We start from the raw sequence: 14467 nt of genomic DNA, 5'->3' as shown, positions 1-14467 counted from the left end.
GACTCGGCGGATTCTTGTGTCAGGACCAGCCGCCTCGGCGGGTCAGGAGTCGGCGGGGACCTCGCCGGTCACCACGAAGACGACCCGGTTGGCCACCGTGACGGCGTGGTCGGCGATGCGCTCGTAGTAGCGGCCCAGGAGAGCGACGTCGACGGCGGGCTCGACGCCGTGGGTCCAGTCCTGGCCGAGCAGCTCGGCGAAGGACTTGCGCCGCAGCCGGTCCATCTCGTCGTCGTCGGCAACCAGGTCCTGAGCAGCGGAGACATCGCGGCTGCGAAGGATCTCGCAGGTGCGCTCGACCATCTGCTGGGCGATCTCGGCCATCTTGGCGATGGTCGGCTGGGCCAGCTCGGGGACGGCCTTGTTCGGCGTACGCAGCCTGGCGATCTTGGCGACGTGGACGGAGAGGTCACCCATCCGCTCGAGGTCGGAGATCATCCGCAGCGCGGCGACGACGACGCGGAGGTCGCCGGCCACCGGGGACTGGAGGCCGAGGAGCTCGAGCGCGTTCTCCTCGATGCGCTCACGGGCGTCGTCGATCTCGACGTCCTTGTCGATCACCTGCTCGGCGAGGTCGTTGCGGGCCTCGAGGAGAGCGGTGGTGGCGTCGCGTACGGCCACGGACACCAGCTCACAGACATTGGTGAGGTCGTTGAAGATGGCATCGAGGTCCTCATGGAAAGCAGCGCGCATGCGCCGATCCTAGACACCCGACATGTACTGATCTTCATCGCGAGTGAACCGATGGTGAACGTTCGGCGCGGAGGCGTCCAGTGGTCAGGAACGGGTGTTTGATGGGATTACCCTGATCGTGTGGACTCGACGACGCAGGCCTTTCTTGCTGCGCTCCTCGGCGCTGTCGTCGCCGGAGCGGCAGTGCTTGCGTGGGCGATGAGCGAGCGCTCCCGCCGCCGGATACCCGAGGTCGAGCCGCCCAAGGTTCCCGCCGAGGTCGCCGCGGTCCTCTCCGTCCTGCGCAGCAGCGCGGTCGTGGTGGACGAGGACGACACGGTGCTCAAGGCCAGCGCACCGGCGTACGCCCTCGGTCTGGTGCGAGGCACCTCGCTGGTCTCGTCCGAGCTCTCCGAGCTCGTCCACGCCGTGCGCCGCGACGGCCAGATCCGTGAGACCGAGCTGGTGATCTCTCGTGCCAACGGGGCATCGCGGCACGTCACCGCCCGCGTCGCTCCGCTGGGCACGCGCCTGGCACTCGTCCTGGTCGAGGACCGCACCCGCGAGCGCCGGGTGGAGGCCGTACGCCGCGACTTCGTCGCCAACGTCAGTCATGAGCTCAAGACGCCGGTCGGCGCGATAAGAGTGCTCGCCGACGCGGTCACCGAGGCCTCCGACGACCCCGAGGCCGTACGCCGCTTCTCCAACCGGATGATCACCGAGTCCGAGCGCCTGACCGCGCTCGTCCAGCAGATCATCGAGCTCTCCCGGCTGCAGGGTGACGAGCCTCTGGAGGCGCCGGTCGCGGTCGACGTCGACAAGATCATCGTGGCCGCCGTCGACAGCTCGACCGTCGACGCCAGCGCGAAGGGGATCAACGTGGTCAGCGCCGGCACCGCCGGACTGCACGTCTTCGGCAACGACGAGCAGGTCTCGACCGCCGTCACCAACCTGGTCTCCAACGCGGTCGCCTACTCCGACCCCGGTTCGACCGTGACCGTCTCGACCCGCGCGACCGACGGCTCCGTCGAGATCTCCGTGGTCGACCAGGGCATCGGCATCCCGTCAACGGAGATCGACCGGATCTTCGAGCGCTTCTACCGTGTCGACCCCGCCCGCCACCGTTCCACCGGCGGCACCGGGCTCGGCCTGTCGATCGTCAAGCACGTCGCCGCCACACACGGTGGCGAGGTCAAGGTCTGGTCGCAGGAGGGTCAAGGGTCCACCTTCACCCTCACCCTGCCCCAGCACCTACCAACTGCCGGGCAGTCCGGCACAAGCAAGGAGGAACGCCCGTGACCCGGGTACTCGTCGTCGAAGATGAAGCCAGCTACAGCGAGGCACTGTCCTACATGCTCCGCAAGGAGGGCTTCGAGGTCGCCGTCGCCGAGGACGGCACCGACGCCCTGAAGGAGTTCGACCGCAACGGGGCAGACATCGTGCTGCTGGACCTGATGCTCCCCGGTCTCTCCGGCACCGAGGTGTGCCGCCAGATCCGGGCCACCTCGTCGGTCCCGGTCATCATGGTGACCGCCAAGGACGACGAGGTCGACAAGGTGGTCGGCCTCGAGCTCGGCGCTGACGACTACGTCACCAAGCCCTACTCCCCGCGCGAGCTCGTCGCCCGGATCCGTGCCGTGCTCCGGCGCGGCACCGAGCCCGACGCCGCCCCGGCAACTCTCGAGGCCGGGCCCGTCCGGATGGACGTGGAGCGCCACGTCGTGACCGTGGACGGTTCCGAGCAGCGCCTGCCCCTCAAGGAGTTCGAGCTCCTGGAGATGTTCCTGCGCAACCCGGGCCGGGTGCTCACCCGCGGTCAGCTCATCGACCGCGTCTGGGGCTCGGACTACGTCGGCGACACCAAGACCCTCGACGTACACGTCAAGCGCCTGCGCGCCAAGCTCGAGCCGGACCCGTCCGAGCCGAAGTTCCTGGTCACGGTGAGAGGCCTGGGCTACAAGCTCGACCTGTAAGGCATAGGCGACGTGGGAGTCCTGAGGTCACTGGGTGACCTCAGGACTCCCACGATCTATGTACACGTGACCGGTTGAGCCTTCGAACTCATGTGCCGCGCCGGGGTGTCCCTGCAGGATCGCGGTGTGACTCTCTCCTACACCCGCCGGGCCACGATCCCCGTGATCGCGATCGTCCTGCTGGCGGCGCTCGCCTGGCTCGTCGGATTCCTGCCCGGGATGCTTCCTGACGCCTCTCCGTTCGATGCTGCAGCGATGGGCGAGCTGGTCGCTCTCGCCATCGTCGCCGGTACGCTCGGCGGCGCGACGGCCGCGATCCGTCGCGACCGGCCGGCTGCGGCGATCGGCGCCGCCGGCGGCGGGGTCGCTCTGATCGCTCTCGCAGCAATCTTCGTGCTGGGCGAACGTGGCCTCTACGTCGAGCCCGTACTCCGGGTGCTGCAGCTGGTCACCGTGATCGTCACGGTCGTGACAGTCGCACTCGGGCAGGTTGCCGCGCTCGGCCCGTCCTGGCTGCGCGGCCTCTCTCTCGCTCCGCTGGCCGGCGCTGCGTACAGCTGGTTCGGCCAGGCTGTGCCGCGCACGATGTCGATGACCGATTGGTGGGTCTGGCTGATGGTTCCGGTGCTGGCCGGCGCACTCGCGCTGAGCGTCGGGCGTGGGCGATGGGGACTGTGGGCCCTCTTGACCTGGCCAGTCGTGCTGGCAGTGGTGTGGATCGTCCAGACGGTCATCATCGCCCTCACCGCGATCGGGCCGATGGTCCGGCCCGGGTACGGCGTCGAGGAGCATCCCGATGTGCTGTTCGGGGAGTTCCTCGCCTACGCGTCCCAGATCTTCACGACACCCGGTGTCCACCAGGTCCCGCTCCTCGGATGGTCGGTGGTGATCGCGCTGGTGGTCGTCGTCGTACGGCTCGCCATCGATCGCCGGTCCCGCTCGAGCGCCCCTTCGGCCGACGAGGTCGAGAAGCCAGAGGTGCAGGCAGACAACGAACCAGTACGCCACCGCCCTCGCCTCCGCTGGGTCGAGATTCTCCTCGCCGGATTCTCGGTGCTCCTCGTCCTCGTCGCCCTGGCGAACGTGTTCACGTCCTACTTCTGCTTCGCGGGAGCGGGATACTGCGGGCCGCCTCGAGCAGAGAGCGTGGTCACCTACCGGGTCGTACTCGCCTTGATGGCTCTGTCGTCGCTGGGAGCCCTCGGACTGGCAGTCCTGCGGCGCTCGGTGAGCGGCGTCATCTCTCACCTGGTCGTCGCTTTCGTGGTCGCTCTGAGCGCGGTTCTCTTCGCCGTGCCCGCGATCGACTGGCAGCCGTCCACCCCCGAGCCGCCAGTTCCTGAGCCGAACCGCTCCGAGGCACCTGCCTGCTACTCCGGCGGCGACAGCGACGAGTGCCCCGGCGGGTGAGCGGCTACGGCTCGACCACCGGCTCGACGACCGGCTCACCCCTGGGCATCACCAGCGACATCAGCGCGGCGGCGGCGCACAGTGCGCCGGCGGCGTACCAGACCAGGTCGTAGGAGCCGGTGACGTCGCGTACGACACCGCCCATCCAGGCGACCAGGCCGGCTCCGACCTGGTGGGAGGCGAGGACCCAGCCGAAGACGATCGGGGCGTCCTCGGGCCAGATCTCGCGGCACAGGGCGAGTGTGGGTGGCACGGTGGCGACCCAGTCGAGGCCGTAGAAGACGATGAAGAACACCATCGGGATGTGCACCTCCGGCGCCAGCAGCATCGGCAGGAAGATCAACGAGATCCCGCGCAGCGAGTAGTAGACGCCGAGCAGCACCACCGGGTTGAAGCGGTCGGTGAGCCAGCCGGAGAAGATCGTTCCGGCGACGTCGAAGATGCCGATCACGGCGAGCAGCGAGGCGGCCGCGACGGTGGCCATGCCATGGTCGTGCGCGGCGGGCACGAAGTGGGTTCTGATCAGCCCGTTCGTCGTGATCCCGCAGATCGCGAAGGCGCCGGCGAGGAGCCAGAAGGCCTTCGTACGCATCGCCATCCCGAGCACGCGCACGGTCCGCCGCGCGGCGCCGGTCACGGGCGCGGGTCGCGGAACGATCTGCTCGGCGCCGTAGGGCGGCAGACCGACATCGGCCGGGTAGTCGCGGAGCAGGAGCAGGACGAACGGGATCACCGCGGCCGCCACCAGGGCGATCGTGACCGAGGCCGCCTGCCAGCCGAACTTCCCGATCAGGATCGCGAGGACCGGCAGAAAGATCAGCTGACCCGACGCGCCGCCGGCGGTCAGCAGCCCGCTGACCAGTCCCTGTCGCTTCTCGAACCAGCGGGTGGTGATCGTGGCGCCGAAGGCGAGCGCCATGCAGCCGCTGCCTCCACCGACGAGGACGCCCCAGCCGAGGACGAACTGCCACGACTGGCTCATCCAGACGGTGCTGAGCGAGCCGAGGGTGATCATGGTGAGCGCGACGGCGACCACCGGGCGGATCCCGAAGCGGTCCATCAGTGCGGCCGCGAAGGGTGCGGTCAGCCCGTAGAGCGCGAGCTGCAGCGTGATCCCGGCCCCGATCGTGCCGCGCGACCAGCCGAAGTCCTCGTTCAGCGGGTCGACCAGGAGACCTGGCGCCGCGGTGAAGGCGGCGGCTCCGACGATGGTCACGAAGGCGACGGCAGCCACCCACCAGGCCGGGTGGATGCGGTGGCGGCGTACGGATGTTCGGCCGGCAGGCGGCGGGGTCGTCGTCTGGCTCATGGAGCATGATCCTGCCGGGTGCGCACCGCTCCGGACAGTGGCCTGATTGACATCTATCGATAAGATCCAGCCATGAGCGGCGTACGGGTTCCTTCTCCGCACCGGGTCGCGGTGCTGATCCAGGACGGGTTCATCCCCCTCGAGATCGGCATCCCGCACCGGATCTTCGGCAAGGCCCGCGACAGCCAGGCCCGACTGCTCTACGAGGTCGTCACCTGCACCACCGGCGGTCCCGGGCCGGTCCAGTCGGACTCGGACGTGGTCGTGCTCGCGCCTCACGGCCCGGAGGCGCTGGCGAGCGCCGACACCGTGGTGATCCCGAAGTTCGACGAGCTGACCCCGATGGTGACCGACGGTGTGCTGTCAGCGCCGCTGAAGGAAGCGCTCGACATGATCCGCCCGGGCACCCGGATCATGTCGATCTGCGCCGGCGCCTTCGCGCTCGCTGCCGCAGGCCTTCTCGACGGCCGACCGGCCACGACCCACTGGTTCTGCACCGATCACTTCCGAGACCTGTTTCCGCAGGTCAGGCTGGACCCCGACGTGCTCTTCGTCGACGACGGCGACATCCTCACCTCCGCAGGGGTGGCCGCCGGCGTCGACCTCTGTCTGCATGTCGTACGCCGCGACCACGGCGCCGCGGTCGCCAACCGCGTCGCTCGGGTGACGGTCGTCCCGCCCCACCGCGACGGTGGCCAGGCTCAGTTCATCCGGCATCACGCTCCTGCTGCGGGCGACCCCGGGATCTCGGCGGCGACCGCCTGGGCACTCTCCCACCTCGACCAGCCCCTCACCCTGGAGACGATGGCTGCCCAGGTCTCGATGTCGGTGCGTACCTTCACCCGGCGCTTCCGCGACGAGACCGGCGACTCCCCCGGCCGCTGGCTGCAACGCCAACGCATCGAGCTCGCCCGCACCCTGCTGGAGACCACCGACCTCAGCGTCGAGCAGATCGCCGCCCGCTGCGGCCTCAACACCGCCCAGTCCCTCCGCCTCCACTTCCACGCCGCCCTCGGCATCACCCCGACCGCGTACCGACGCACCTTCCGCGGCTGACCCTCAGCCGAAGCGTCACTCCCGTCGCCCGAAGCGTCGCTCCCGTCGGCCGAGTTGGCAGCAATGTGACCACTCGGCCGACGCCAGTGACGTCTCGGCCGACGCGAGTGACGTCTCGGCGGGGTCGAGTTGGCGGGATGTCGAAGATGCTTGGCCGTTATCCGCTCGCCCGAAGGCGTACGGATCTTTACCCTTTTATCGTGACGACGACGATTAACCCCGCACCAGCCGAGACCACGCCGATCTGGAAGCCACTGGTCGCGTGCGGGATCACGCTGGTGCTGTGGGCCTCGGCGTTCGTCGGGATCCGGCACCTGGGCGACACCGTCCCGCCGGGGAGCCTGTCGCTGGGTCGGCTGCTGGTGATGGTCGCCGCGCTCGGTGTCTATCTCGCGCTGAAGGGCGGGTTCCGGCTGCCGACCCGGAAGGAGTGGCCGCTGATCGCGCTGGGCGGGGCGTCCTGGCTGGGTGTCTACAACCTGGCGCTCAACGAGTCCGAGCGGCGCATCGACGCGGCTACGGCAGCGCTGATCGTGCAGGTCGGCCCGATCGTGGTGGCGCTGCTGGCAGGCCTCGTGCTCAAGGAGACGATCCACAAGTGGATCCTGATCGGCACCGGTGTCGGCTTCGCGGGCGTCGTCGTCATCGGCCGCGCCTCGGCCAACGGTGACACCGGCGACTGGATCGGCGTCGCCCTCTCGGTCGTCGCTGCGCTCACCTTCGCGGTCGGTGTCCTCACCCAGAAGAAGCTGCTGCCGTCGATGAGCGCACTGCTGCTGACGTTCTGGTACGCCGTCGCCGGCCTCGTCATCTGCCTGCCCTGGTCGTTCGAGCTGGCCACCACGCTCCCCGACATCAGCGTCGGCAACCTCGGCTGGATCGTCTACCTCGGCCTCTTCCCGAGCGCGCTGGCGTTCGTGACCTGGGCCTATGCGCTATCCCACTCCGATGCAGGCAAGTTCGCGCAGTCGACGTTCCTGGTGCCGTTCATCACCGCGCTGATGGCCTGGCTGGTCCTCGACGAGGTGCCCCCGGCACTCGCCTTCGTCGGTGGCGCGATGTGCATCGCGGGTGTGCTGATCACTCGCCGCCGGCCCCGCTGATCCGAACCGGACGCGGTCAGTTTCTGACTTCTCGGCGTCAGAAACTGACTACTCGGCGTCAGAAACTGACGTCTCGGCGGATTCTAGCCAGCCTCGGAAGGCTTCCAGGTTCGCCGTCGACTCGCCTCGCAGCTTGCGCCACTCCCACTCCTTGCGGATCGAGGTCGCGAAACCCAGCTCGAGGATCGTGTTGAAGGACTCGTCGGCGTAGGTCAGGACCGAGCCGAGGAGCCGGTCGAGCTCGTCGGGATCCACCATCGCCAGCGGGAGCCGGCCGTCGAGATAGATGTCGCCGAGGCGATCGATCCCGAAGGCGACCCCGTAGAGCCGCAGGTTGCGCTCGAGCAGCCAGCGGTAGACGGTCTCGAAGTTCTCGTCGGGACGGCGGCAGACGAAGGCGTGCACACCCAACGCGTGCTGCCCGAGGTCGAGCCGGACCGGCGTCTGAAGCTTGCGCTCGCCCGGCAGAGAGAACGAGAAGACCAGCTCGCCACCGGGCTGGGAGGTCTCGTCCCAGCCGAGGTCGTTGGACTTCAGCCAGCCGCGTACGACCTCTTCCAGCTCGCTCCGCGCACCATCACTCATGCCATCAGCTCCTCACGCATCAGCATCTTGGCCTCTTCGTAGACCTCGAGCGTATTGCGTGCGGTGAGATCCCAGGAGAAGTCCTGGGCGTGTTCGCGGGCGCCGTCGGCCAGCGCCGACCAGCGCGTGTGGGACGAGACGGCGTTGGTGAGCGCGTCGGCCCACCGGGCCGGGTCGTGTCCGTCGACCAGGAGACCGCTGCGGTCGTGGCGCACCGCGGTGGTCAGGCCACCGACGGCGGCGGCGACGACGGGGGTGCCGCAGGCTTGGGCCTCGACCGCGACCAGGCCGAACGACTCGTTGTAGGAGGGGACGGCGACGACGGACGCGGCGGAGTACCACAGCGCGAGCTCGTCCTGGCGCACCGGCGGGACGAACCTGACCACGTCGGAGATGCCCAGCTCGGCTGCCAGGTCAGCCAGGCCGGTCGGGTGCTCGAGACCTGAGCCCGAGGGCCCGCCGACGATCGGCACCACCAGCGACCGGCGAAGCGAGGGGTCGCGGGCAAGCATGACGGCGGTCGCCCGCAACAGCACATCGGGCGCCTTGAGCGGCTGGATGCGACCGGCGAAGAGGAGGACATGAGCCCGGGCGGGCAGCCCGAGCGCGACACGCGCCGCGGCCCGCCCGCGCGGCCGGAAGACCCGCAGGTCGACGCCGGGGTGGACGACGGCGACACGACCTGGCTCCGCGTCGTACATGTTGATCAGCTGCTTGGCCTCGAGGTCGGTGTTGGCGATCAACATGTCGGCGGCGTCGACGACCTGCTCCTCCCCGATCACCCGGGCCTCGGGCTCGGGGCTGTCGCCCTCGGCGAGCGCCTCGTTCTTGACCTTGGCCATGGTGTGCATCGAGTGGACCAGCGGGACGCCCCAACGGTCGCGGGAGAGCGCCCCCACCTGGCCGGAGAGCCAGTAGTGGGAGTGCACGGCGTCGAAGTATCCGGGCGGGTTGGACGCCTCGGCGCGAAGCACCTCGCGCGCGAACGTGCACAGCTGCCCGGGAAGGTCACCCTTGGCCAGCCCCTCGAAAGGACCGGCGTGGACGTGGTGGACAGCGACCCCGTCGTACGCCTCCACGACCTGCGGCAGGCGCGACGAGGTCGCGCGCGTGAAGATGTCGACCGCGATGCCCTGGGTGGCCAGCCGCCGGGAGAGCTCGAGCACGTAGACGTTCATGCCGCCGGCGTCGCCGGTGCCGGGCTGGTCGAGAGGGGAGGTGTGCAGACTGACCATCGCTACGCGGTGGATCATGCCTGCTCCTTCGTATCTACACCTGTGGTCCCGTCTCTCAACAAGCGGATGTCGGCCATCATTCCCGGAGGTGCGAATCATCTTCGATCGTGGGACCCGGTACCCAATGTCGAGCGAGCGACGAGAGAATGGCGCCGTGTCTTTGACGAACGCAGTCCCCAAGAACGCTGTCGTGACCGGTGCCTCGAGCGGGATCGGCGCCGCCACGGCCCGCCAGCTCGCCAAGGAGGGCTACCACGTCTTCCTCGCCGCCCGCCGGGCCGACCGGATCGAGGCGCTGGCCGAGGAGATCGGTGGCACCGCGATCGCGACCGACGTCACCTCCGACAACTCCGTCGCCGCGCTCGTCGAGGCGGTCGGCGACCGTCTCGACCTGCTGGTCAACAACGCCGGCGGTGCCTTCGGCGTGGACAAGGTCGCCGAGGCAGATCTGACCAAGTGGCAGGCGATGTTCGAGGTCAACGTGATCGGCCTGACCCGCGTCACCAAGGCGCTGCTCCCGGCGCTGGTCGCCTCCGGCGCGGGCGCGATCATCAATGTCGGCTCGATCGCCGGCCGGCGCGCCTACGAGGGCGGCGCAGGCTACAACGCGGCCAAGTTCGGCACCCGTGCGGTCACCGAGGCGCTGCGCCTGGAGATCGTCGACAAGCCGGTGCGGATCATGGAGGTCGCCCCTGGCATGGTCCAGACCGAGGAGTTCTCGCTCGTACGCCTCGGGGGCGACCAGGCTGCGGCCGACGCCGTCTACCAGGGGGTCGCGGACCCGCTGGTGGCCGAGGACGTCGCCGACGCGATCGTCTGGATGGCCACACGTCCGGCTCACGTCAACATCGACGAGCTGGTCATCAAGCCCCGTGCCCAGGCGGCCCCGCACAAGGTGCACCGCGAGGGCTGACGCCGATATCGGCCCTGGTCAGGGCGCCGAGGATTCCGTACGCAGCCTCCGGCGGTGTCACACTCGACGGGTGCAGACGATCGGACTCATCGGCGGCATGAGCTGGGAAAGCACCGCCGCTTACTACGAGGGACTCAACAAGGGTGTCCAGGAGCGGCTCGGCGGCCTTCACTCCGCCAAGATCGTGCTGGCCTCTGTCGACCTGGCCGAGCTGACGGATCTTCAGGAGAAGGAGGCCTGGGACCAGGTCTCCGAGATCTTGGTCGCCGCGGCGCGCAGCGTGGTCGCCGGCGGCGCCGACCTGATCCTGCTGTGCACCACCACCTTCCACAAGGTCTATGACGAGGTGGCGGCCGCGGTCGACGTACCCGTGCTGCACCTGGCCGACGCGCTCGCCGCGAAGTCGAAGGAGCTGGGCATCACCAAGGCCGGCTTCCTCGCCACCCGCTACACCGTGGAGAACGACTTCTTCGCTCAGCGCATCTCCGACCATGGCGTCGACGTGAACCTGCCCGACCCTCTGCACGTGGAGATGCTCGACTCGATCATCTACGAGGAGCTCGTCCACCGGACCGTCGTGTCGGGCTCTCGCAAGCGCGTCCTCGAGGTCGTCCACGAGCTGTGGGACGCCGGCTCGGACGGCGTGATCCTCGGTGCCTCCGAGCTCAGTCTCCTGGTGCGTCCCAGCGACGTCGACGTACCCATCCTGGATGCGATCACCGTGCACGTCGAGGCCGCACTCAACCACGCCCTCCCGGCGTAGACCCACAGGCCGAAGCGTCACTCCCGTCGGCCGAGCCGTCACCGCAGTGCCCACTCGGCCGACGTAGCTGACGTCTCGGCGCTGCGCGCGCTTACTCCTGCGCCTATCTCTCGAGCAGCTCGTTGGCGAGCGCGTGCAGCTCGGGGCTCAGATCGCCCTCGTGCACGACGACGGTCTGACCGTCGACCTCGAACTCGTAGATGTAGCGGTCGGCGCCCTTCGGCTTCGACGGAGCTCCGCCGCCCGTGACCAGGTTGCGCAGGGTGGCCACCTGGGCGGCCGACGGCGCGAGCTCGGCGCTCCCCTCGGTCGTACGCCCGATGAAGCCCCCGCTGCGACGGACCTTCACTGTCGTGGTCGGCGCCTCGCCATCGGGCGCGGGAGTCCCGGAGGCCGGGGTGATCCCGACCTCGGACCACGCGGTGGTGACGGCCTCGGCGTGGTCGCCGGCCTCGGCGACCGTCGCCGCGGCGAACCCGGCGAAGTCGGTGTCGGTGGTGACGGCGCCGTTGGTCAGCGCCGCCCACCAGATCTTGCCGGCACCGTCCCACGAGCTGCCGCCGATCGCCTTGGCAGCGAGGGCGAAGGCGCGGTTGGGGATGCCGGAGTTGATGTGGACGCCGCCGTTGTCGTCGGGACCGTCGTAGATGTCGTCCATGTGGGCCGGCTGCGGGTCCTTGCCCAGCTCGGGGTCGTCGTACGCCGTTCCCGGCTCGAGCATGTGACGCAGCCCGACACCCTGGACCGACTCGGTGAAGAGGCCCGCGCCGATGATCCAGTCGGCCTCCTCAGCGCTCTGGCCGAGGAGGCGCTGCTTGACGCAGGAGCCGTAGACATCGGAGAGGTGCTCGTTGAGCGCTCCGGGCTGGCCCTGGTAGACGAGTCCGGCGGTGTGCTCGGTGACCGCGTGGGAGAGCTCGTGGCCGATCACGTCGACGGCCTTGGTGAAGCGCTGGAAGATCTTGCCGTCGCCGTCGCCGAAGACCAGCTGGGTGCCGTCCCAGAAGGCGTTGGCGTAGTTCTGGTCGTAGTGGACGGTCATCACGACCTCGATCCCCTGGCCGTCGTAGGAGTCGCGGCCGTAGACCTCCTCGAAGAGCGCCAGCGAGCCGGTGATGCCGGTCGCAGCCTCGTCGACGCTCTCGTCGCCCGACTCCGGCTCGCCCGCAGCACGGACCTTGACCCCAGGCAGGTCGGTGCCGTTCTCCGCGGAGTAGACGGTCCAGTCACCCGCCTCGGCGGCGGTGCTGCCGGCCTCCGGTGCCGGGACCTGGGCGAGAACTCTGGTCAGATGGTCGGCCCGGGCGGCGCGGAAACCGTCGTCCTGGTCCAGGCGGCCGGGGTCGAGCCGCTGCATGAGGTAGGGGGGAACGATGTGGCAGACGTGTTTCCGAGAAGTCATGGTCTCAGCCAACCGCCATCTCTGGATGCAGGTCAAGGACGTCCTGGCGGATAAGATCAGTCGTCCCGTCCCGCGCCAGAAATCGAGCCGCTTCGCACATGTCCGAGACCCTCAAGGCCAATCTCCGCAACGTCGCCATCGTTGCGCACGTCGACCACGGCAAGACCACGCTGGTCGACGCCATGCTGCGTCAGGCAGGCACCTTCACCGAGCACGAGGCCGAGTCGGTCGCCGACCGGGTCATGGACTCCGGCGAGCTCGAGCGCGAGAAGGGCATCACCATCCTCGCGAAGAACACCGCCATCCACTACAACGGGCCGAGCGCTCCCGAGGGGATGACGATCAACATCATCGACACCCCCGGTCACGCCGACTTCGGTGGTGAGGTCGAGCGCGGTCTGTCGATGGTCGACGGGATCGTGCTGCTGGTGGACGCCTCCGAGGGCCCGCTCCCCCAGACCCGGTTCGTGCTGCGCAAGGCGCTCAACGCCGACATGCCGGTGGTGCTCGTCGTCAACAAGGTCGACCGCCCCGACGCCCGCATCGAGGAGGTCGTCGACGAGACGTACGAGCTCTTCATGGACCTGCTCGACGACTCCCACAGCCAGGACGCGCTCGACTTCCCGGTGGTCTACGCCTCCGGCAAGGCCGGCGTCGCCGCGCTCGAGCAGCCCGGCAACGGTGAGCTGCCCGACTCCAAGGACCTCGAGCCGCTGTTCCAGACGATCATGGACACGATCCCGGCTCCGACCTACGTCGAGGGCGCGCCCCTCCAGGCCCACGTCACCAACCTCGACGCGAGCCCGTTCCTCGGCCGCCTCGCGCTGGTCCGCATCCACCAGGGCACCCTGAAGAAGGGCCAGAACGTCGCCTGGATGCGACGTGACGGAGAGGTCAAGAACGTACGCATCACCGAGCTCCTCATCACCGAGGGCCTCGAGCGCAAGCCGGGCGAGGTCGCCGGCCCCGGCGACATCGTCGCCATCGCCGGCATCCCGGAGATCACCATCGGCGAGACCCTCGCCGACCCGGAGAACCCGGTCGCTCTGCCGCTCATCCACGTCGACGAGCCGGCCATCTCGATGACCATCGGCACCAACACCTCGCCGCTGGTCGGCAAGGTGAAGGGCTCGAAGGTCACCGCGCGTCTGGTCAAGGACCGCCTCGACCAGGAGCTCATCGGCAACGTGTCGCTGAAGATCCTCAACACCGAGCGTCCCGACGCCTGGGAGGTCCAGGGCCGCGGTGAGCTGGCGCTGGCGATCCTGGTCGAGCAGATGCGCCGCGAGGGCTACGAGCTGACCGTCGGCAAGCCGCAGGTGGTCACCAAGGAGGTCGACGGCAAGATCCACGAGCCGTACGAGCGCCTGACCATCGACGCGCCGGAGGAGCACCTCGGCTCCATCACCGAGCTGCTCGCCAACCGCAAGGGCCGCATGGAGGGCATGACCAACCACGGCACCGGCTGGGTGCGCATGGAGTTCATCGTGCCCGCCCGTGGCCTGATCGGCTTCCGCACCGAGTTCCTCACCGAGACCCGCGGAACCGGCATCGCCCACCACATCTCCGAGGGCTACGACCGCTGGGCCGGCGAGATCCGCTCGCGCAACAACGGCTCGCTCGTCGCCGACCGGTCCGGCGCTGCCACTGCGTACGCCATGACGAGCCTGCAGGAGCGCGGCGTCATGTTCGTCGAGCCGGCCACCGAGGTCTACGAGGGCATGATCGTCGGCGAGAACTCTCGCGCCGACGACATGGACGTGAACATCACCAAGGAGAAGCAGCAGACCAACGTCCGCTCCGCCACCTCCGACAACTTCGAGAAGCTCATCCCGCCGAAGAAGCTCTCCCTCGAGCAGTGCCTGGAGTTCTGCCGCGAGGACGAGTGCGTCGAGGTCACCCCCGACATGGTCCGCATCCGCAAGGTCGTCCTCGACGCCAACGACCGCGGGAAGATCGCTTCGCGCGCTCGCAAGGCCAACAAGTCCTGACCGACTCCTCGTGACGGCCGCCGACCCCATGGGTCGGCGGCCGTTTCGTTGTCAT

The 14467-nt window shown here is 68.9% G+C and carries 13 protein-coding genes; 8 read left to right on the top strand and 5 right to left on the bottom strand.

The genetic code is table 11. The features are described from left to right. Positions 1–42: 42 nt before the first annotated feature. The gene (phoU, locus tag IEY84_RS24950; protein WP_183550243.1) at positions 43–693 is read right to left on the bottom strand and encodes a phosphate signaling complex protein PhoU; all 651 of its coding nucleotides are present in this window, start codon (positions 691–693) and stop codon (positions 43–45) included. A 120-nt stretch (positions 694–813) separates the two neighbouring features. Between phoU and IEY84_RS24945 the strand changes: the two genes are divergently transcribed. The 3 genes from IEY84_RS24945 (at position 814) to IEY84_RS24935 (ending at position 4055) form a co-directional block, all read left to right on the top strand. After that, complete coding sequence (locus IEY84_RS24945; RefSeq protein WP_183550245.1) at positions 814–1971, top strand: sensor histidine kinase; 1158 nt, start codon at positions 814–816, stop codon at positions 1969–1971. Then, the gene (locus IEY84_RS24940) at positions 1968–2645 is read left to right on the top strand and encodes a response regulator (RefSeq protein WP_091046002.1); all 678 of its coding nucleotides are present in this window, start codon (positions 1968–1970) and stop codon (positions 2643–2645) included. Before IEY84_RS24945 ends, IEY84_RS24940 begins: the two co-directional genes overlap by 4 nt. A gap of 126 nt (positions 2646–2771) precedes the next feature. Further along, positions 2772–4055, top strand: coding sequence for a DUF6234 family protein (locus IEY84_RS24935; RefSeq protein WP_183550247.1), 1284 nt, complete (start codon positions 2772–2774; stop codon positions 4053–4055). A 4-nt stretch (positions 4056–4059) separates the two neighbouring features. On the opposite strand, the gene IEY84_RS24930 is transcribed toward IEY84_RS24935, so the two are convergent. Further along, entirely contained in the window at positions 4060–5364 is a 1305-nt protein-coding gene (locus tag IEY84_RS24930; RefSeq protein WP_183550250.1) for an MFS transporter, read from the bottom strand. A 72-nt stretch (positions 5365–5436) separates the two neighbouring features. Between IEY84_RS24930 and IEY84_RS24925 the strand changes: the two genes are divergently transcribed. Together IEY84_RS24925 and IEY84_RS24920 are read left to right on the top strand one after the other, a co-directional pair. Then, positions 5437–6420 (top strand): GlxA family transcriptional regulator, encoded by a 984-nt coding sequence (locus IEY84_RS24925; protein ID WP_183550251.1) that lies wholly within the window; start codon positions 5437–5439, stop codon positions 6418–6420. A gap of 200 nt (positions 6421–6620) precedes the next feature. Further along, a complete protein-coding gene (locus tag IEY84_RS24920; RefSeq protein WP_183550253.1) occupies positions 6621–7523 on the top strand; it encodes a DMT family transporter in 903 nt (300 codons plus the stop codon). 48 nt (positions 7524–7571) lie between these two features. Here the strand turns inward: IEY84_RS24920 and IEY84_RS24915 are convergent, their stop codons facing one another. After that, positions 7572–8108: a type III secretion system chaperone family protein gene (locus IEY84_RS24915; RefSeq protein ID WP_183550255.1), complete on the bottom strand. Its 537-nt coding sequence runs from the start codon at positions 8106–8108 to the stop codon at positions 7572–7574. Further along, entirely contained in the window at positions 8105–9361 is a 1257-nt protein-coding gene (gene mshA, locus IEY84_RS24910; RefSeq protein ID WP_183550257.1) for a D-inositol-3-phosphate glycosyltransferase, read from the bottom strand. The genes IEY84_RS24915 and mshA overlap by 4 nt, the downstream gene beginning before the upstream one ends. A 106-nt stretch (positions 9362–9467) precedes the next feature. On the opposite strand from mshA, the gene IEY84_RS24905 reads away from it, so the two are divergent. Further along, positions 9468–10256 (top strand): SDR family NAD(P)-dependent oxidoreductase, encoded by a 789-nt coding sequence (locus tag IEY84_RS24905; protein WP_183550259.1) that lies wholly within the window; start codon positions 9468–9470, stop codon positions 10254–10256. A gap of 70 nt (positions 10257–10326) precedes the next feature. Then, positions 10327–11019: an aspartate/glutamate racemase family protein gene (locus IEY84_RS24900; RefSeq protein WP_183550261.1), complete on the top strand. Its 693-nt coding sequence runs from the start codon at positions 10327–10329 to the stop codon at positions 11017–11019. Positions 11020–11122: 103 nt separating this feature from the next. Here IEY84_RS24900 and IEY84_RS24895 read toward each other — a convergent pair whose 3' ends face one another. After that, positions 11123–12421, bottom strand: coding sequence for a M4 family metallopeptidase (locus IEY84_RS24895; protein WP_183550265.1), 1299 nt, complete (start codon positions 12419–12421; stop codon positions 11123–11125). 98 nt (positions 12422–12519) lie between these two features. Between IEY84_RS24895 and typA the strand changes: the two genes are divergently transcribed. Beyond that, a complete protein-coding gene (typA, locus tag IEY84_RS24890; protein ID WP_183550268.1) occupies positions 12520–14412 on the top strand; it encodes a translational GTPase TypA in 1893 nt (630 codons plus the stop codon). The last annotated feature ends 55 nt before the right edge of the window (positions 14413–14467 follow it).

It is taken from the genome of Nocardioides albus, assembly GCF_014648255.1.
In the GTDB taxonomy this organism is placed as follows: Bacteria; Actinomycetota; Actinomycetes; order Propionibacteriales; family Nocardioidaceae; genus Nocardioides; species Nocardioides albus.
This window is presented reverse-complemented; position numbering and strand designations above follow the sequence as displayed.

What these genes read in the sequence shown, in the direction of transcription:
- phoU (WP_183550243.1), bottom strand. Translation starts at nt 693, where the DNA reads ATGCGCGCTGCTTTCCATGAGGACCTCGATGCCATCTTCAACGACCTC.
- IEY84_RS24930 (WP_183550250.1), bottom strand. Translation starts at nt 5,364, where the DNA reads ATGAGCCAGACGACGACCCCGCCGCCTGCCGGCCGAACATCCGTACGC.
- IEY84_RS24925 (WP_183550251.1), top strand. Translation starts at nt 5,437, where the DNA reads ATGAGCGGCGTACGGGTTCCTTCTCCGCACCGGGTCGCGGTGCTGATC.
- IEY84_RS24915 (WP_183550255.1), bottom strand. Translation starts at nt 8,108, where the DNA reads ATGAGTGATGGTGCGCGGAGCGAGCTGGAAGAGGTCGTACGCGGCTGG.
- mshA (WP_183550257.1), bottom strand. Translation starts at nt 9,361, where the DNA reads ATGATCCACCGCGTAGCGATGGTCAGTCTGCACACCTCCCCTCTCGAC.
- IEY84_RS24905 (WP_183550259.1), top strand. Translation starts at nt 9,468, where the DNA reads ATGTCGAGCGAGCGACGAGAGAATGGCGCCGTGTCTTTGACGAACGCA.
- IEY84_RS24895 (WP_183550265.1), bottom strand. Translation starts at nt 12,421, where the DNA reads ATGACTTCTCGGAAACACGTCTGCCACATCGTTCCCCCCTACCTCATG.
- typA (WP_183550268.1), top strand. Translation starts at nt 12,520, where the DNA reads ATGTCCGAGACCCTCAAGGCCAATCTCCGCAACGTCGCCATCGTTGCG.